Here is an 18358-nt window from a genome sequence, read left to right as displayed (position 1 = left end):
CACCGTCGAGTGTCCTGAGGAAACATGGCGATCTCCGGCAGCACGGGCACGTCCCGAAAGATCACCGGGATGTCCAGGATGGCTACTGCCCTGACCCTGGTCGGCGCGATCGCCGCCCTGGCCGTGCTGGCCGTCCCCCGCAGCGCGAGCGCTGCCGAGCTGCCGGTGCCGCTGGGCGCCGCCGCCAATTTCGCGGTCCTCGCCGGCACCACGATCACCAGCACCGGGCTCAGCGAGGTCAACGGTGACATCGGCGTGAGCCCGGGTACCGCCGTGACCGGTTTTCCTCCCGGGCAGCTGAACGGGTCCCTGCACTCCAACGACGCCGCCGCCGTGGCGGGTCAGAGCGATCTGGCCATCGCCTACAACGACGCCGTCGGACGAACCACCACCGAGGTCGTCTCGGATCAGCTCGGCGGGACCACCAAGACCACAGGCGTGTACGAATCCGTCGCCGGCACCTTCAACATCACCGGTGACCTGACCCTCGACGCGGAGGGTGACCCGAACGCGGTCTTCATCTTCAAGACCACCACCACGCTGATCACGGGCGCGTCGAGCATGGTGAACCTGGCCAACGGCGCCCAGGCGTGCAACGTCTTCTGGCAGGTCGGTAGCTCTGCCACGCTGGGTGCCAACTCCACACTTCGCGGCAACCTGCTGGCGTTCACCTCGATCACCGTGGGCGCGGCGCTAGAGGTCGACGGCCGAACCCTGGCGATGAACGGCGCGGTCACCATGGACACCGCCACGATCACCCGCTCGACCTGCGCGGTACCCGGGGATCTGTCGATCAGCGCACCGACGACAGCCGACCTGGGCAGCGCCAGCCTGGGCGGAGTCGTGTCCGGAAACCTGGGTCCGGTCACGGTGACGGACGACCGCCTGCTGTCCGCGCCGACCTGGACCGCGACAGTCGTCGCGACGGACTTCGTCACCAGCGGCATCCCGGTGCACACGATCTCCAACGCCAACGTCTCCTGCTGGTCGGGTTCGGCCACCTCGACCAGCGGTATCGGCACCTTCACCTCGGGCCAACCCACCGCCGGTGACGCGGAGATCATCAATGTCGAACGGACGGCGTTCACCCTGACCAACGGCATCGGCAACAACTCAGCGACCTGGGATCCCGTCGTCTCGGTCCAGATCCCGCCGACCGCCGTCGCGGGCGCCTACTCCGGCACCGTCACCTTCTCGGTCGCCTGAACGGGCACCGCAGACGAGGCGTGCTCAATCCCCAGGCCGCAGCGGCGACAGGCTCCGCGTCGGCGCAGGTGGTAGGCGATGGTGGCGGCACCGAGCCCGACCCCCCAGGCGATCCAGAAAATGCTCGGGATGTGCACGGCCCAGGTGCCCCGGACCTCGGGCGTCCAGAGGAACATCAGTCCAGCCGGGATGATCGTTACCGCGACGATCGACGCGGGAATGACGGCGAGGGCGGGTGGGACGCGTCTGCCGGCCCGGAACCAGATCCAGCGGGGATACACCTCCCCCCACCGTCCCACCAGGCCATGGGTGAGTACGCCACCCACCGCCGACGCCACCGCGCAGCCGAGCCCGACCGCGAGCATCGCCGGCGTTTCCTGCATCATCCGCAGGAAGCCCGAGGTCACGCCGAGTGGGACACCGAGAGCCCAGGCGATCCTGGTGATCTCGTAGGGCAGCGGGGCGAGGCAGGCGACCACGACGGCCCACCTTCCCCACCGCAGCAGAGTCTGCCGGGACGGCCCGTCGCCCGCCCCGTGACGGCGTCCACAGTGCACGCAGGCGCCCCGGACCCGCCGACGGTAGGCGAGGGTGGCGGCGGCCCAGAGCAGGCCACCGACAAAGATGATGATCAGGTTCGTCCGGTGCCAGTAGAGGATGTCGCCGACACCGCCCTGGTCGCCGGGCACGCCGGTGAAGGCGAAGACAAGCAACAGCGGCGCGAACGCCACCAGAATGATCAGGGTGTAGTCGGGAATGATCAGGATCAGCCCGCCCGCCATGACCCATCCGAAGACAGCCAGCCCCACGGACAGGCGACCGGGCCGGGCACGTCGCGTCATCACCAGCGCGATGACCGCGCCGGCCAGCCCGAGTACGGCGATGACCGGGGCGACGACCTCGACGCGACTGCCTTCCAGGAAAGACCCCGACGCGCGCTCCGGGTCGATCGGCGCGAACGGGAACCCGTCCCCGCCGGCCCACCAGTACAGCCCCAACACCCCGTACACGAGCGAGAAGGCCGCGGCCAGGTAACCGGACCACGTCGGCCAGTGCGCCCACAAACGCCAGGTCACGGTCGCGACCGTTCTCGGCGCCCCACCGTCACACGCCGTCCAGATCTGAACATGCCGCTCCTTCCCAACCATCGGTCGCTGACACGTCCAGCATCACCACACGTCGACGCGGCCGAATCCCTCAGGCGAGCCAGTCACGTCCCCTCAGCAAGGGAGCCGGTACGCGGCGGGCCGGAGTTGATCTCCGCGTGGCCGTCGGCGCGATCCAGGCACGGGCGCGGTACGGGTCGTCGACTGGGCGACCCACGAAAAAACGCCCGGCTGACCCTCGCGGATCAACCGGGCGTTTCTGCACTACAGAGCGGTGGCGGAGGGATTTGAACCCTCGGAGGGCGTTAACCCTCACACGCTTTCGAGGTCTGTGACCAACTGTTCATCCGTACCCGCCGAAGGTCGCGAGCATGGGCAGGGACATCGGGCAGCCTTCAACGAACATCCACGTATCCACGCGAACGAGACCGCAACTGAGACCGCCCCTCGCCCGCCGAGCAGGCAACGCCCAAGAGCAAAGACGTCCCCGCAGCCACCCCGCGCTCGCCAGGCCAGCCGGCTCGACCTCGTAGCGGACGCCACGGGCAGCATCTCGGTAGGGATCAGGGCTGCGCATCGGACGTTCAGGTCTTCAAGATTGTCGGGCGAGCAGCATAGAGTCCTGCCGTTGCCTCTTAGCTTCACTCGTCATCTCCTGGGGGAGCTGACACGAGGGAGGGAGTCCTAGTGAGATGGAGTCGCTCTGACGTAAGCCGGACACGCGGAGTCGCGTGTCCTACGCAGCGTGTTCGCCCGGTATACGCTCCACCAACGGTGTCCCCCCACTCGTGGAGCTGAGATGCGTCTGCTGCAACCCGTCAACCCCACTCCGGATCAGCTACCTATCCTCGCCCACCACAAGCCAGGCTTCACTCTAATCCGTGGTGCTGCAGGAAGCGGGAAGACTACAGCGGCCCTACTGAGGCTCCGCCAACTCTGCAAGGCGCGGATCAGCCGCCGGGAGCGGCTGGAATTGATCGAACCCGTTCGAGTCTTGGTCCTCACCTATAACCGGACGCTGGAGGGCTACGTCGCCGAGTTGGCTCGCCAGCAGGTGCCTGACAGTCCCGGGCTCTTTCTGCGTGTCAACACGTTCGGCAAGTGGGCGACCGACCTTGTCGGTTACTCGCCCGTAGCGGACAATGCCAGATTGGCTCGGAAAATTAAACAACTAGGCCAAGGCATCCCCCTCGACCCAGATTTCCTAGTAAACGAAGTCGACTATGCCTTGGGCAGGCTCCATCCGAGCGATATTGACCGCTACCTGGCTGTGAAGCGGCAGGGCCGAGGACAAAGCCCTCGCGTGGACACCGAGTTGCGCAAGAAAATTCTAGATGAGGTAATCACCCCTTACCTTGAGTGGAAGGTGTCGGACGGGGTCCGCGATTGGCATGACTTGGCACTGGACGCGGCTGAAGTAATCAACCCTCATTTCCAATCAGACGTCGTGATCGTAGACGAGGCGCAGGATTTCACCGCAAATCAAATGCGTGCCATTGTTCGGCATCTCGCCGAAGACCACAGCACGACTTTTGTTATCGACGCGACTCAGCGCATTTACCCTCGATTCTTCGCCTGGACGGAGGTTGGGGTCCGGATTCCTTCGGGCGCAACCTTCCCGCTCAAGCGAAACTATCGCAATACCAAGGAAATCGCCGCTCTTGCCAGAAAGTTGGTCGAGGGTCTACCCCTCGAAGACGATGGCATGCTGCCGGACTTCGAAGCCTGCCAGCGCGAAGGGGATATCCCCACGATGCTCGTCGGCACTTTCAGTCAACAAGTGGACTATGCTCTCCAGACCATCAAGGCGACCGTTAGCATGCCCAATGAATCAATAGCATTCCTTCATCCCAAAGGCGGCCAATGGTTTAGCTTCCTGCGGAGAAGGCTGCGCGAAGAAGGCATACAGTGGTGCGAACTCACGCGTGCGGAAATGTGGCCCTCGGGTTCGGAGTCAGTCGCCTTGTGCACCATCCACTCAGCAAAAGGCCTTGAGTTCGACCACGTCTTCATGCTCGGCCTTAACGGTCAGGTTGTGCCGCAGGGTTCCGATGAAGGCGACGATGCAGGTAGTGCGCTGCGTAGACTAGTCGCCATGGGGGTGGGCCGCGCCCGCAAGACCGTGACAATTGGATACAAGTCCGATGATCGCCCGGCGCTGGTGCAGCTCCTCGACCCGGCCGCGTACAACGAGGTGACGCTGTGAGTCCACCCGGCTACTCTCCGACCGCCGCAGGCATTGAGCGGTTTGTCCGCGAGCAAGGCATCACTGAGGTCCTACATTTCACCACCAATCTCGGCTTACTCGGCATTGTCGGCACTGGCCGTGTTTTTAGTCGCAGAGACCTTCCCGAAGAACGCTACATCGAACACGTTTACCGCCCAAACTGTGAGACGCGTAAAGATCCGCACTATATCGGGTACATCAGCATGAGCATTTCGCGGATAAATGACTGGATGTTCGAGACATCCGAACGGTGGCACAGCGCCGATGGAGTGTGGTGGGTAGCGCTAAGCTTCGCCCCCAGCATCCTCCAAGACCCGGACGTTCTCTTCGTAACGACCAATAACATTTATCCCGCAGCGAGGCGGGCGACAGGTATCGCCGGGTTGTCGGCTCTCTTCGATGACCAGGTAGCCGGCAAATACAGCAAAATCACCAAGCGGTCGCCGTCGACTCATCAGCCGAACTGGCCAACGGATCGGCAAGCAGAGGTGCTGTACCCAAGGCCTCTTGGGCTTGATTCCCTTAGGACACTCTACGTCCGGGATGGCGAACACGTAGATGAGATACATGGCATGATCGCCGGCATCCCGGACGCAGCAAATTTGGACCGCATTAAGATTGAATGTAGGCCGGAGGTATTCGAGACGTGAGCCTACCGAACGAACCGTTACGCCGCCAGCGACGCGTCAACTCGGCGCTTTGGGCAGCATGGGCCGATGCACTTGGCTTCATTACGGAACTCGCTGGCGAGGCGCTGGTCTCACGTCGACTCGCGGGACGTGAATTGGATCGTCCCTTCCACTGGGTCCGCCGCATCGGTGGCAGGTTCGGAGTCGAAGTCGAGTTGCCCGCTGGCACCTATAGTGATGATACGCAACTCCGGCTATCGGTCGGGCGTTGCATCAGGCACACCGGCTTTGATGCAGAGGCTTTCGCGAAGGTTGAATTGCCAGTCTGGCCGACATATGCGTTAGGTGGAGGCCGCGCGAGCAAAGCCGCCGCCTTAAACATTGCTTCAGCGAGTGTCCCTTGGTTCGCCAACTTCTTCGACGGATGGCACCGGGCAGGTGGCAACGGTGTTGCCATGCGAATTCAGCCCCACGTCTGGGCCTCCCGCAATCCTTTGAGCCTCGATTTCACTGGCGACCTCCTCGCCGATGCTGTGATAACGCACGGCCATCCGCGCGCATTGGTTGGTGCTGTCTTTCATTCGAGCGCCCTGGCTATCGCACTTGAGACGGGTCAGGTTCCGATTCCGTCTGAATGGGGCAGCCTGCTCAAGTTGACCAGTGGTGCAGTTAGCGCTATCCACGAGCGCGTGGAAATCGAGGACTTCTGGTTGAAGGGATGGGCTGAAGCCACAGGCCAAGAGTGGCACGGAGCGTGGCAGTCGACAGTTCATGAAATTGAGCTTCTATTAGAGACTGCTTCTCGTTTCGTGGAGGAGTCAGCAAATCATTCTCCGACCCACGATAGTTACCGTACCTTGGCTCGCCAACTGGGTGGTTACGCGCGCGACACTCGGGGTAGCGGCACTGTCACTAGTGTTCTCGCTTTGGCGCTCGCGGCGGTGGGGAACAATGACGCTGCGGAACTCTTGAAGCTCAGTGCACTCGCGGTTGACACTGATACTGACACCGTTGCAACGATGGCAGGTGCGTTACTCGGTGCCACGCTCGATGAAGCGCCGCCGAGTGAAGTCCTGGATCAGGCTTACATCACTGCCGAAGCCGAGCGATTGGCAGCGTTATCAATGGGTGTACATGAGCGCTCCAGCTTTTCGTACCCAGACCTATTGCGCTGGTCGCCGCCCAAAAGTCAGTCTGACGCGGTCGGATTGGTAGATGGTCAACCGGCGATAGCAGGCCTCGGGCGTTTCGTCAGGCCATTGGAGCAGGTCGGCAACAAGCAGAGTTCCGCGTGGTCATGGGGAACGACCTCTTTTGGTCAGACACTTCTCGTTAAGCATCGAATGGAGCTGCCGGTGTTGAAGGAGTCTCAAATCCCATCGCCGGGGCGAGCCGCCAACGCCGAACCGCCCGACGAGTTGGCACAACCGTCGCTAAAGCCGCGTCCCGACGCAGTCCAAGTGAGTGCAAATATCACCTCAACGCGTATGGACGTCTCGCACGTTCGTGAAGGTCGCGAGTTGTATTTCGACTCGCGATCGACAGGTCATGCAGGCTTCGGTTTCGGTGGGGCACGGGGACGCGAGCTTGATTTAGATGGCATCCTGCAATGGATCGCGGACCGTGATTTTGACGATGCTGCTATCGGTTATTCGGTCCGACGCATCTGCGAGACGGGCAGTCTGGCTCAGATGGCGAGCTTCACTGCCGCGCTCCGCGAGCAGCTGCGTCAATCGCGGTTGCAGGCTAGGAATCGGGCAGATGCCGGCTCATGGAGCGAGGATCGCCTGCAGGTAGCAATGGCGCTATGGGGCAAGGTAGAGGCAGCTCTTCGAGAGCTGGTGCTGACCAATTCGACGAGGCCAACAGAGCGGAAGATTATGGCTGATTGGCCAGTTGAACGACTGCTGGACGAAGCCCGTCATTCTGAAATCCTTCCGTCTATCCTCCTGCGCGATTTGCGGAGCCTCTACCGCGATCGTAGCCGCAGCCTTCATAGCCAAGGACCTCTACCGGTGTCGTACGAGCGGCGCTCCAAGCAGGTGTTTGACCAGCTTACGACCCTTACGCGACAGCGGAGAAGTGAGCCTGGCGATGACGCGCCGTCGCTCTTCTAAAGGATGGCCCTGCCTCGCCGTCCAGAGGTAATAGCATCGATCATGATGATATCCGCAGCCGGTTGATCAGTGCAGGCTTCGCCGCGCGGCAAGCGGCAGAATCGAGCGACGCGGCCATGCCTCCCAGGCATCGGCAAGGACCTCGCTCAAATTGGAATCTGGAGTCCAGCCGAGAACGGTGTGGGCGCGCCTGACGTCGGCGATCAGCTCCGGCGGTTCAGGCTTCGGCGGTTGACGGTGGACGGGTACCGGGTGGCCGGTGACCTGTTCGGCGGTGGCTACCACGGTGGCCATGCTCGTTCCGATGCCTGAGCCAAGATTGATGGTCTCGCTGACCCCTGGCGCGCAGAGGGCCAGAGCGAGCCGAACTGCTACAGCAACGTCGGCCACGTGCACAAAATCCCGCACTGCCGCCCCGTCGCCGTTGAGGGTTACGTGGTCGAGTTCTCCGGTGATCGCGCGGAAGACGTTCGGAATGATCCGCGCGCGGTCGGTGTCGGTAACGCCGTCGACGGCTCCAGCAATGTTGAAGGGCCGGAGGATGACCGCCCCGATTGCTCCGGTCGCCGCATACGCCGCGACCATGTGCTCAGCCGCGACCTTAGAGGCCGCGTACGGGCTCTCGGGGTGCGGGGTGAGGTCTTCGGACAGTGCGCCGTGGTGCTGCGACCCGTAGACAATGTTGGTGGAGGCGAATACCAGCGAGGCCGGTGCGGTGGTCGCCTGCGCTCCGTCGAGGGCCATGAGTAGGTTCAGGGTGCCGGTCGCGTTGACGTCGAAGTATCCCAACGGGTCAGCGAACGAGTCCCGCCCGCTGGTCAACGCCGCAAGGTGTACGACTCCGTCGTACCCACCCTCCTGAACGATCTCGGAGACGCGCGCGCGATCCCGGATGTCTCCCGTTACCAGCTCGACACCCCGGGGTGGGGTGCGATCACCGCGGCTCCGGCTCATAACCGTGACCCGGTACCCGGAGGCGAGCAGGTCGCGCGCTACGGCGCGGCCGAGGAATCCCAGGCCGCCGGTTACCAGTACCTGCACGTCAGCTTCTCCCCAGGATCGTGCGGCGGTGTTCCCACGCGAGTTCAAGGCACCCGGCCGCGGCCGGAGCCAGCCGCCCGCTGGCGGTCAGTTCGTCGATGGTGTGCCGGGTGAACGGCAACGCCGAGGTTGGCCGCACCCGCCCGGTCTTGACCACGGTCCCCTCATCATTGGAGTCGACCATATCGGCGAACAGGTGATCGTAGGTGGGGCCGTCGTACACGGCGACGGTCAGAATCTCACCCCACAGGGTGAGTGCGTCGAGCGCGACTCCGAGGCAGAAAACCCGCACGCCACCGGACGTATACGCCCGGTCGAAGGCTGCCAGCGGCTCCGCGCTGTAGTCCGCCGGCTCACCGTCGCCACCATGCTCGGCACTGCCGAGGAATTCCTCGCTGTACTCCCGCATCATGTTGCGCCACAGGTCGAAGTCGGCCACCTGAGCGGCCGGCAGGACGCTCGACGGCTGAAACACTCCCGCCGGCATGATGTGCAGCATCCCCCCGGCCACGGCCACGTTGCCGGCAGCGCGGTTGTGCAGCACGAAGGACGCCCCGTCGTCGTCTACCCGCAGGGTGAGCGTGTCAGTTGACGGCGCTGTCGGTCGACGGCTGGGCGTGAAAGGGTCGCCCACGAGCCGCCGGAAGCCCAGGTGTCGCCACGACGCCGGCAGGATGCCGCTCCCATCGCCAGCAACGTGGTACATAGCCATCTCGTGCGCGAGCGCTTCCGAGACATCAACGCCGCCGAAGTACGTGCCGGTAGTGAACGTGAGCGCACTCTCAGGCTGGCTCCAATCGACTCCCGCGAGGTGCCAAGCGAGCCGGTTCTCAAAGAGCCGAGGCTGTTCAACATCCCGCAGGGCAAGGCTGTAGCGCTGGTGCCGCCGCCCGTCCGACGCCAACGGCCGTACGCCGGCCGCGGCGTCTTCGGTCCCGGTGACGAGGGGCACGGCTCCCTCCGGAGCGAGTCCAATCCCAAACCGCGCCAACTCGATCGGAGTCGACGGCAACCATTGCGGCGCCGCAATCAAGCCGCTGTCACCTACACGCTGCTCCACGTCATAGAGGCGCGCCGCCTCGCGCGCCAGCTGCACACGGTGAACGTTCAGCTTCCGCCGGACCGCCCGCCACTCTTTCTGGCTGTCCTCGGCCTGCGGGAGGGGCACAGGATCCTGGTAGATCGCGAAACCTCCGGAATCGTTCTCGGGAGTGTCACGCTGCTGCGGCGTGACCCGCTGCCTGGTGAGTCCAAGATCCTGCACAGATACGCCGAAGTGCTCGGCAAGGAGCTGCCGGTAGAGGGCCGACGGAAACGTGATCCCCCGCTCCCACCTACTTACCTGATTGGCGGTCACGGCCAGCCGCTTTCCGCGCACCACCCCGAGGCGGTTCAACCCATCCGCCACGTCCTGCTGAGTCTCGCCCGCCGCATCGCGGAGGTTGTAGAGCGCGAGATTCGGGCTGGCATCGCTGGCGCGAGCAGGCACGATGGCCCTCCTTTGCTGGCGTAGGCACCCGCCGATGCGCAACCGCGCCTAGTCGATGCCTAATGGACGGCGGTTACCCGGCTGATGAACGGCGTTCGGATGCGCGTCCAGAACTGGTGTCCTTATCGCCATGACCGACATCGACCGCGATTTGTTCCACGGCATCCGCGAGCCGCCGCACCTCGGCGTGGAGCTGATCCAGCCGCGCGAGCACCAACGACGAACTGTCCTCCCGCCCTACTCCCCCGCCGCCGTTCGGCGGCGTGGCCCCGGTCAGCACAGCGCGAAGGTAGTCGTCCGGCCAACCGAGAGCTTGAGAGATCGCGGCGAGCGTGCGCGCCGACCGCTTGCGGGTCGCGGTCGCCTTTTGCAGCTCACGCAAGGTGGCAACCGACACCTTGGACCGCTCGGCCAACTCCTGCTGCGACAGCGGCAAATCAGCCATCCGGCCGTTGATTGCGCTGGCCACAGCCTGCCAATCCTCCACCCGACGCCTCCCTGTCTGACTACTTGATCCGCTGATCCTAGTCCTCCCACCTCGTTGACATCGCACAACATCAGCGCTAATTTTAGCGCTGAAATTAGCTACCACAGCCGGCAGGCAACCGGGGAAGGCAGCCCCTCACGGAGCTGCGCGCCCACGAGCCGCCGCGCAGCCGTTCATTGAGAACTGAACAGCAGAAGCGCCGCGTAGATCCGTCTGCGGCATCCCCGCCTTGAGCCACACGGTGGCCGACCCCGGTAGATCCCGGGCGAGCGGGGCGAGCGGGCCGGATCTGGCGCGCGGTTGCTTCTGCCCCTCGTTCCTGTTCGCCCCGGCGTGCGGCCGATCTGGTCGCACCCCGGGCTTCCCTCACTTCATCGACTCCACCGGAGGTTCCCCCGTGCGCACGCACCTTGCCCCCGTCACCGCCGAGCCGACCGCCGCCAACCTCGCCGCGATCGACGCGGAATGGCCGCTGATCGCAGCCGAACTGGACGTCCTGGACGCCGAGATCACGCTCATCTACGCCGAGGACCACGGCGGACCGTCCCCGCTGGACTGGCGGCGGCTGCGCCGGGCCGAGGCCCGCGTCACCCGCGCCGCCACCGACACCGCTACCCGCACCGACCCGCGCCGCGCGGCCTGATGTCGCGCATCCGCGCCGCCTACTTCGACCCGGACGGGCTGCGGTACGGCATCCCCACCTACTGGTGGCGCGGTGCCCCGCCCGGCTACGTCACCCGCCGTCAACTGACCGCCGCCGGCCTGCGCCCCGGCGGCCAGCCCATCGCCGCTCAGGTGCTCTGGCGCGGCGTCGGCGGCACCCGCACCGCATACCTCTACCGGGTCGACCTGGCCGCGCCGAAGCGCACCGCGACCCCCGCGCAGCGCACCGCGATCGGCAAAGCGCTCACGGCCCGCCGCACCTGCCGCACCTGCCGCCAGGTGCGGCCGTACTTCATCCCGCGCTCGCTGGGCGAATGCCTCGCGTGCGCCTTCCCCCAGGAGGACGCAGCATGACTGCCCCCGCAAGCATCCACCCCCGCAGCATCGACGACCTGTACCCCGGCGCGTTGGCCCTGACCGACCAGCTCGGCGAGGTTCCCTCACGCAACCGGCTTCAGAAGGAATTCAAGATCGGCGCTCCCAAGGCAACCGAGCTGCGCGAGAAGTTGCTCACCCGCACCGAGCCGGCCGCCGTCCCCGCGCTGGTCGCGATGGACTACCCCGAGCCGATCGGCCCGGACCCGGCCCCGCTGCCGACCGCACCTGAGCCCACCGTCCCGGCCGCGCCGACCGAGCGGCGCCGAGGGTTGTTCCGCCGCCGCCCGGCCGCCGAGAAGTCGCCGCAGGTCCGGGCGGACGGACACCCGGGTCCGAAGATCGCGCCCGCGCCGGCCCCGGCCGACGCCGCGCAGCTCAAGTCGCTCAAGCGCATCCGGTGGGCGGTCCGCCTCGTGCTCGCCCTCGGCGTGGCCGCCTCCATCGCCGGCAACGTGCTGCACGCCCGAGACGAACTCATCAGTCAGGTCATCTCCGCGTGGTCCCCGCTGGCGCTGCTGCTGACCATCGAACTCATCTCCCGAGTCCCGGTGCACTCCCGCCGCCTCGCTGTCGGCCGGTGGGCCGCAACCGCCCTCATCGCCGGCATCGCCGCGTGGGTCTCCTACTGGCACATGGCCGCCGTCGCCGCCCGCTACGGCGAAACCAACGGCGCGCAGTATCTGCTCCCGCTGTCCGTCGACGGCCTCGTGGTCGTCGCCTCCATCTGTCTGGTGGAGCTGGGCGGCCGGATCGCGGCCAACCACCGCAAGTAGCCCCGCCCGGCGGCACGGCCCCTGGCTCGCAACCTGTGCCGTGCCGCCGGTCTCACCCCGTCCGTCTTGCAGACATCAGGGAGAGAACATCCATGATCCCCCGCCGCGCGGCCGCCGCGCACTCCCGAACCGTCCTACTGCCCTGCGGCAAGCACTACGCCACGTTGTGGGGCAACGCCAACCCACCCACGACCTGCGACGACTGCCCGCCCACCACCAACCGCTAACCCCGCGCCTCCCCACCGGAAGGACTGTCCGCCCGATGCGTATCTGGCACCTGTTCAACGTCCTGGCTCTGGCCAACCTCGTGCTGATGTTCACCGCCGACGACACCACGAGCCGTGCGCTGCACGCGGTCGGCACGGTCGCGTTCGCGGTGACCGCCATCGCGACCCGCCCGCCGCGACCCTGACCCCGCCCGGCGGCGCGGCCTCAAGGCCTCGACAACCCGGCCGCGCCGCCGGCCCTCAACCCTCGACCCTCACGGATCAGATGGAGGAACCCCCATCATGACCTCCCCCAACGGAGACGACCGTTTCGACTGGCGCGCCGCCGAGCGTGACCTGACCGACCCGGCCGCGCCGGACGCCGAGGTGCTCGACCTCGACGCGGCCCGCGCCGCCCGCACCCCCGACCCCGACGACGACAGCGGGCCGCTGCTGGTCGACTCGCCAGACGCGCAGCGCTCCCCGCGGTTCACCCTCGACGGCGTTCGCGCCGGCCAGCGGCGTCCGATCCTGCCAGCGTGGATGCGTTCGCGCGCCGAGCTGCGCGATGTGATGCGCTGGGCGGTCGGGCACCTGCTGCACACCACCGGCTACCACGCGACGCGGCTGCCGAAGTACGCCGGCAAGCTGGCGTTCCGCGCCCCCGGTGGCGCTTGGCGGTTGGCGTCTGGGGCTACCCGGTGGCTGTTCGACTGGGAGGGTGAGCCGCACCGGCAGGCCACCTCCCCGGCCAAGGATGGGGAGCTGTACTTGAAGCTGTCCAAGCAGCGGGATCGGCGGGTGCGGTGGCGCGGCATCGTGGTCACGTTCTCCCTCGCGGTCATGCTGGCCGGTGGGGTCGCGGTGGCGCTCGCTCCGTTGTGGGCGCGGTGGGCGGTGCTGGCGATGCTGGTCACGGTGTGCGGGCTGCTCGGGCAGCCGGCCGACAAGCCGTTGTTGGATACCGCCGTGGTGGTGCCCCGGGTCGCCCGGCTTACCTCCGATGTGGTGGTGCGTGCCCTGGCCGTGCTGGGCATCTCCGGTATCAGTCAGGCCATCGCGAAGCAGGGCCATCGGGCGATTGGCTTTACCGCTCCGATCGTGCGTGACGGCCCCGGTTGGCGGGCGGACATCGACCTGCCCCCCGGTGTGACGGCCGGGGACGTGATCGAGCGCCGCGACCGGCTCGCCGCCGGCCTCACCCGCCCCCTCGGGTGCGTGTGGCCGGAGGGGCAGCCGGAGGTGCACCCCGGGCGGCTGCTGCTCTGGGTGGGCGATCAGGACATGGCCGCGACCAAGCCGGCCGTCTGGCCGCTGCTCAAGGCGTCCGGTGGGTTCGACCTCGGTCGGCCAGTGCCGTTCGGCACTGACCCGCGCGGCCGGGTCATCTCGTTCGAGCTGCCCTACACCAACGTGTTGATCGGGTCGATTCCTGGCTACGGGAAGACGGCTGCGACGCAGGTTCCGATGCTGGCCGCCGCGCTCGACCCGTACGCGGAGCTGTGGTGCTTCGACTTCAAGGGCACCGGCGGACTCGACCCCTTGGAGAAGGTGTCGGCGCGGTACGCGTCGGGGCAGGACGACGACACCGCCGAAGAGGGCTTGATCGCGTTGCGGGAGCTGCGCAAGGAGTGCCAGCGCCGTGCCGCGATCATCAAGGGCCTGCCCAAGGCGGTGTGCCCGGACAACAAGGTCACCCCGGAGCTGGCCCGGCGCAAGAAGTTGGGCCTTCACTGGCTGGTGGTGGCCCTGGACGAGGTGCAAGAGCTGTTCAGCCACCCGGAGTTTGGCAAGGAAGCCGGAGAGCTGGCCGAGAAAATCATCAAGCTCGGCCGGGCGCTGGGCGTGATCCTGGTCGTGGCCACGCAGCGGCCGGACGCCAAGAGCCTGCCTACCGGGGTCAGCGCGAACGCGGGTACCCGGTTCTGCCTGCGGGTCATGGGGCAGATCGAGAACGACATGATCCTCGGGACGTCGGCGTACAAGAACGGCATCCGGGCGACGATGTTCGCTAAGAAGGACAAGGGCGTCGGCTACCTCGTCGGCGCGGCCGACGACGCGCAGATCGTGCGCACGTTCTACGTCGACGGACCGGCCGCTGAGAGGGTCATCGAGCGGGCGCGCGCCCTGCGGGAAGCGGCCGGCACCCTGACCGGGCATGCGATTGGGCAGACCCCGGCCACCCCGGCGGCGCGGCGAGACACCCTGCTCGACGACATCCTGACCGTGCTTCCCTCGACTGAGCCGAAGGTGTGGGCCGAGACGCTGACGGAGCGCCTGGCCGACCTCAACGGCGAGGCGTACGGGGACCTGACGCGGGATCAGCTCACCGCCGCGCTCAAGCCCTACGGCGTCACGACCGGGCAGGTGTGGGGCACCGACCCGGCCACCGGCAAGGGCGCGAACCGGCGCGGCATCGACCGCGCCGACATCACCGACGCGGTTGCGGAGCGTAACAAGCGCCGGGGCGACAAAGCCGCCTAAGGCGGACAGCGGTCGGCCGCTAGGTCTAGCACCACCCTCCGCTAGACCTAGCGGCCCCGCTAGCAACCAATCCCAATCCTGGCCAGCGCCCTAGTTCCTAGCGGCGTCGGCTCTCCGCACCCATATTTCGGCCTGTGGAGGCATTCCATGACCCCCATCCTGCTGCTCGCTAGCCTCGCCACCATCGGTTACGCAGCGTGCTACCTGGCGGTGTGTGCCGCATCCCCGTGGGGACGCTGCCGACGCTGCCACGGTGCCCGCTACCACCGCACCACGATCGGCACCCGCCGCGACTGCCGCCGCTGCGACGGCACCGGCATCCGCGTCCGCGCCGGCCGACGCCTGATCGACTTCATCCGCGCCGAGTACCGCGACGGCCACCCATGACCCGCCGCCGCCCCCGCGACGGGCACACCGAGTGGTGCGGCAAAGACCACCGCTGCGGCCTCGGCGAACACCGATCCGGCGAGATCGTGGTCGACGTTGCCGGGCGCTCCCGCGCCGTGCTCGTGCGGGTGCGTACCGCCGCCGGCCGCGAGCACGCCGAGGTGCGCGTCAGGGTCGCGCTCGCACCGACCGAGCTGGCGGCGCGGCGGCAGTTGGTAGGGCTGTTGGGTGACCTGCGGGAAGCGGTGACCCGCGCCGCCATCGCGGGCCGCCCCCGACCTCGGAGGGCCGCCTGATGCCCGCCGCGCGCCGCGACGGTCCATCCCCGCGTGACGCCAGGTTGTCCGGATTGGAGGTGTGGCTCACCGGCACGCCCGCCGAGCTGGACGCCGTCACTGCCGCGCTGGTCGACGCCGGGCACCTCACGCAGCACGGCACCCGCCGGCCGCTGACCAGTGCCGACGCCGGCCGCTACCGGCTCTATCTGCGTCTGAGCGTCACCGCCGACCGGCGGCGGCCCGCCGGCACCCCGGACGCCTCCGGCGGTGCGCTGATCGACCTCGCTGCCGCCCGCGCCGCACGCCGCCCGGCCTGACCCATCCCCGCGAACCTTTGGGAGATGCCCCATGCCTGACCTGTTGACGGCCGCGCTCGCGCACGCTGCGCGCGGCTGGTACGTCTTTCCCCTGCGTCCCGACGACCGGCCCGACGACCCGGACCATGCCAAGCGGCCCGCGTTTCCCAACCGCTGCACCGCCGAGCACTGCCCCCGCACCGACCCGCGCTGCCGCGCCGCCGGCCGTCACGTCGGCTGGGAGGAACGCGCCACCACCGACCCCGACCGCATCCGCCGCGCGTGGTCGACTCGCCCCTACGGCATCGGCGTTGCCTGCGGCCCGTCCGGGCTGGTTGTGGTCGACCTCGACGTGCCCAAGCACGCCGACGACATCCCGCCGCCGCAGTGGGCCGGGGCGTGTGACGGCCTGGACGTGTTCGCCACTCTCGCCAACCGGCACGGCGGTATCGGCGCCACGTACACCGTGACCACGGCCAGCGGCGGCAGTCACCTCTACTACCGCCACCCCGCCGCCGGGCCGGAGCTGCGCAACACCACCGGCGACCGGGGCGGGTTGGGCTGGAAGGTCGACACCCGCGCTAACGGTGGCTACGTCGTGGGCGCCGCAAGCACCGCCGCCGGCCGTCCCTACGCGGTGGCGCTGGACTGCGACCCGGCACCACTGCCCGCATGGGTGGCCGGCCTGCTCGCACCCGTCCCACGACCCGCGCACCGACCGCCCCCGGTGGCGCTGCCGCCGGACCGGCGCGGCGCGTACCTCGCGGCAGCGATCCGCCGGCAAGTCGCCCACCTCACCGCCACCCCGGAGGGCCAGCGCAATCACGCCCTGTTCGCCTCAGCCGTGGCGCTCGGGCAGCTCGTCGCCGGGGGAGCGCTCACCGACGCCGACGTGAGCGCCGTGCTGGAACCCGCCGCGCTGTCGCTCGGCCTGCCGGCCGGGGAAGTCGCCCGCACGATCGCGTCCGGTCTGCGGACCGGGGCGAACAACCCGCGCACCCTGGCCGGGGTGGGGAGGGCGGCGGCATGAGCACCCGGTTGCAGATCGGCTCTGGTCCCGAAACGATCCGCGTGCTCAAAGCCGCGCTGGTCGGCGGGCTGCTACCCGACACCTACGTATCGGCCGGTTCTCTCGTGCACATGGAAGCCGTCTCCGGTGGCCTAGCCACCGCCGCCGACGAGGACTCCCCGCTGCCGGTGTCGGCCAGCATGGTCAACCCCGCCGGCCTGGCCGGGCTGCTCGCGGAACATGCCTACGTGTACCGGCTCAAGACCCGCAAGAGCGACACCGGAGATCCCGAGGTCTACGAAGACGAGGTGACCCCACCTCGCGACATTCTGTCGTCGGTGCTGGCCGGGAAGACGTGGCCGGGCGTGCCGCCGCTGCGCGGGATCATCGGTGCCCCGGTGCTGCGCCGTGACGGCACCCTGCTCCAACAACCCGGCTACGACCCGGCGACCGGCCTCTATCTGGCGTCCAAGGTGGCGTTGCCCCCGGTGCCGGATGAACCGACGCCGGAGCAGGTCGACGAGGCGCGGACGTTCCTGCTCGGCCGGTTCCTGCGGGATTTCCCATGGGCCAGCGCCGCTGACCGAGCCAACTACGTGGCACTGCTAGCCACGCCGATCCTGCGGCACTTCACCCGATCCCTGACCCCGTTCGCGCTGATCGACGCCACCATGCCATCCAGCGGTAAGACGATCCTCACGGCCGGACCGGGGATGCTCTACGGGCAGCGCGTCATGACCTGGGCCTACTCCGATGAGGAACTGCGCAAGTCCATCACGGCGGTACTGGCCGAGCAGGTGGGCGTGGTCATCTGGGACAACCTGGCCGAGGGCACCGTCATCGACTCCGCCGTGCTCGCCCAGCTCGTCACCTCCGGCGTCTGGTCCGACCGGCAGCTAGGGGCGTCGCGCAACGTCGCCACCGTCAACGACCGGCTGTGGATGGCCACCGGCAACAACCTCCAGGTTGGCGGGGACATGGCCTCCCGCACCGTGCGGGTGCGCCTCGACCCGGACATGCCCCGCCCCGAGCTGCGCGACCAGCGCGGGTTCGGCATCCCGCAGCTTGACCAGTGGATCACCGACCCCGCGAACCAACTCACCGTGCTGTGGCACCTGCTCGTGCTGGTGCTCGACTGGACCCGCCGGGGAGCACCCCGGGTAAGCGGGTTGTCGATGCGGCAGTTCACCCCGTGGGCGCAAGCCCTCGGTGGGTTCCTCGCCCACCACGGCATCGACGGGTTCCTCACCAACGCCGCCGATATCCGTGAGATCGATGAAGACGAAACGCGCTGGCGCGCGTTCCTCACCTGCTGGCACGACCGCCACGGCGGCCGTGCGATGACCGCCGCCGAACTCAGGCAAGACGGCGAGCCCATGCACCTGGGCAGCGACGTCAACGACCCGTGGGACGGGCAGTTCATCACCACCCACAACGGCCGGCTACCCAACCCCCTGCAACTCGGCCGACTCCTCACCGGGCAAGCCGGGCGGTGGCGCGGTGAGCACGTCGTCCGTGCCGGCCGAAACGACCGCGGTGACCGGTCGGTGTTCTGGGTGGAGCGGCACGGGGGGTAAAACCC

19 protein-coding genes are annotated in these 18358 nt (G+C 67.5%); 15 read left to right on the top strand and 4 right to left on the bottom strand.

Features of this window, described 5'->3' with window-relative positions; all coding sequences use genetic code 11:
• Positions 1-78: 78 nt before the first annotated feature.
• A complete protein-coding gene (locus ACPXBU_RS22380; RefSeq protein ID WP_425759534.1) occupies positions 79-1206 on the top strand; it encodes an ice-binding family protein in 1128 nt (375 codons plus the stop codon).
• Here ACPXBU_RS22380 and ACPXBU_RS22375 read toward each other — a convergent pair.
• Positions 1173-2282 carry an NYN domain-containing protein gene (locus ACPXBU_RS22375; RefSeq protein ID WP_425759533.1) on the bottom strand — a complete coding sequence of 370 codons (1110 nt, stop codon included), beginning with the start codon at positions 2280-2282 and terminating at the stop codon, positions 1173-1175. The genes ACPXBU_RS22380 and ACPXBU_RS22375 overlap by 34 nt on opposite strands.
• A gap of 829 nt (positions 2283-3111) precedes the next feature.
• On the opposite strand from ACPXBU_RS22375, the gene ACPXBU_RS22370 reads away from it, so the two are divergent.
• Genes ACPXBU_RS22370 through ACPXBU_RS22360 form a run of 3 tightly spaced genes read left to right on the top strand, consistent with a single transcriptional unit; the run spans position 3112 to position 7285 of the window.
• Positions 3112-4518, top strand: coding sequence for a 3'-5' exonuclease (locus ACPXBU_RS22370; RefSeq protein WP_425759532.1), 1407 nt, complete (start codon positions 3112-3114; stop codon positions 4516-4518).
• On the top strand, positions 4515-5189 hold the full coding sequence (locus ACPXBU_RS22365; RefSeq protein WP_425759531.1) for a DarT ssDNA thymidine ADP-ribosyltransferase family protein: 675 nt from the start codon (positions 4515-4517) through the stop codon (positions 5187-5189). The genes ACPXBU_RS22370 and ACPXBU_RS22365 overlap by 4 nt, the downstream gene beginning before the upstream one ends.
• Positions 5186-7285: an ADP-ribosylglycohydrolase family protein gene (locus ACPXBU_RS22360; protein WP_425759530.1), complete on the top strand. Its 2100-nt coding sequence runs from the start codon at positions 5186-5188 to the stop codon at positions 7283-7285. The genes ACPXBU_RS22365 and ACPXBU_RS22360 overlap by 4 nt, the downstream gene beginning before the upstream one ends.
• Before the next feature lie 66 nt (positions 7286-7351).
• Here the strand turns inward: ACPXBU_RS22360 and ACPXBU_RS22355 are convergent, their stop codons facing one another.
• The 3 genes from ACPXBU_RS22355 to ACPXBU_RS22345 all read right to left on the bottom strand — a co-directional run bounded on the left by ACPXBU_RS22355 (position 7352) and on the right by ACPXBU_RS22345 (position 10302).
• The gene (locus ACPXBU_RS22355; protein ID WP_425759529.1) at positions 7352-8326 is read right to left on the bottom strand and encodes an NAD-dependent epimerase/dehydratase family protein; all 975 of its coding nucleotides are present in this window, start codon (positions 8324-8326) and stop codon (positions 7352-7354) included.
• Between the two features lies 1 nt (position 8327).
• Positions 8328-9815, bottom strand: a complete 1488-nt coding sequence (locus ACPXBU_RS22350; RefSeq protein ID WP_425759528.1) for a helix-turn-helix domain-containing protein — start codon at positions 9813-9815, stop codon at positions 8328-8330.
• Between the two features lie 73 nt (positions 9816-9888).
• Complete coding sequence (locus ACPXBU_RS22345; protein ID WP_425759527.1) at positions 9889-10302, bottom strand: hypothetical protein; 414 nt, start codon at positions 10300-10302, stop codon at positions 9889-9891.
• A gap of 397 nt (positions 10303-10699) precedes the next feature.
• On the opposite strand from ACPXBU_RS22345, the gene ACPXBU_RS22340 reads away from it, so the two are divergent.
• The 11 genes from ACPXBU_RS22340 (at position 10700) to ACPXBU_RS22290 (ending at position 18353) form a co-directional block, all read left to right on the top strand.
• Positions 10700-10945, top strand: coding sequence for a DUF6284 family protein (locus tag ACPXBU_RS22340; RefSeq protein WP_425759526.1), 246 nt, complete (start codon positions 10700-10702; stop codon positions 10943-10945).
• On the top strand, positions 10945-11319 hold the full coding sequence (locus tag ACPXBU_RS22335; protein ID WP_425759525.1) for an RRQRL motif-containing zinc-binding protein: 375 nt from the start codon (positions 10945-10947) through the stop codon (positions 11317-11319). The genes ACPXBU_RS22340 and ACPXBU_RS22335 overlap by 1 nt, the downstream gene beginning before the upstream one ends.
• Positions 11316-12116, top strand: coding sequence for a DUF2637 domain-containing protein (locus ACPXBU_RS22330; protein WP_425759524.1), 801 nt, complete (start codon positions 11316-11318; stop codon positions 12114-12116). The genes ACPXBU_RS22335 and ACPXBU_RS22330 overlap by 4 nt, the downstream gene beginning before the upstream one ends.
• Before the next feature lie 92 nt (positions 12117-12208).
• Entirely contained in the window at positions 12209-12343 is a 135-nt protein-coding gene (locus tag ACPXBU_RS22325; RefSeq protein WP_425759523.1) for a hypothetical protein, read from the top strand.
• Between the two features lie 35 nt (positions 12344-12378).
• Positions 12379-12528 (top strand): hypothetical protein, encoded by a 150-nt coding sequence (locus ACPXBU_RS22320; RefSeq protein WP_425759522.1) that lies wholly within the window; start codon positions 12379-12381, stop codon positions 12526-12528.
• A gap of 97 nt (positions 12529-12625) precedes the next feature.
• Complete coding sequence (locus tag ACPXBU_RS22315) at positions 12626-14806, top strand: cell division protein FtsK (protein ID WP_425759521.1); 2181 nt, start codon at positions 12626-12628, stop codon at positions 14804-14806.
• Between the two features lie 147 nt (positions 14807-14953).
• Positions 14954-15193 carry a hypothetical protein gene (locus tag ACPXBU_RS22310; protein WP_425759520.1) on the top strand — a complete coding sequence of 80 codons (240 nt, stop codon included), beginning with the start codon at positions 14954-14956 and terminating at the stop codon, positions 15191-15193.
• Positions 15190-15489 carry a hypothetical protein gene (locus tag ACPXBU_RS22305; protein WP_425759519.1) on the top strand — a complete coding sequence of 100 codons (300 nt, stop codon included), beginning with the start codon at positions 15190-15192 and terminating at the stop codon, positions 15487-15489. The genes ACPXBU_RS22310 and ACPXBU_RS22305 overlap by 4 nt, the downstream gene beginning before the upstream one ends.
• A complete protein-coding gene (locus tag ACPXBU_RS22300; RefSeq protein WP_425759518.1) occupies positions 15489-15788 on the top strand; it encodes a hypothetical protein in 300 nt (99 codons plus the stop codon). The genes ACPXBU_RS22305 and ACPXBU_RS22300 overlap by 1 nt, the downstream gene beginning before the upstream one ends.
• A 31-nt stretch (positions 15789-15819) precedes the next feature.
• Positions 15820-16797, top strand: coding sequence for a bifunctional DNA primase/polymerase (locus ACPXBU_RS22295; protein WP_425759517.1), 978 nt, complete (start codon positions 15820-15822; stop codon positions 16795-16797).
• Positions 16794-18353 carry a hypothetical protein gene (locus ACPXBU_RS22290; protein WP_425759516.1) on the top strand — a complete coding sequence of 520 codons (1560 nt, stop codon included), beginning with the start codon at positions 16794-16796 and terminating at the stop codon, positions 18351-18353. The genes ACPXBU_RS22295 and ACPXBU_RS22290 overlap by 4 nt, the downstream gene beginning before the upstream one ends.
• The last annotated feature ends 5 nt before the right edge of the window (positions 18354-18358 follow it).

The sequence above is a fragment of the Micromonospora sp. DT231 genome (genome assembly GCF_049847025.1).
In the GTDB taxonomy this organism is placed as follows: Bacteria; Actinomycetota; Actinomycetes; order Mycobacteriales; family Micromonosporaceae; genus Micromonospora.
Note: the sequence above shows the minus strand (reverse complement) of the source record. Positions and strands in the feature narration are given on the sequence as shown.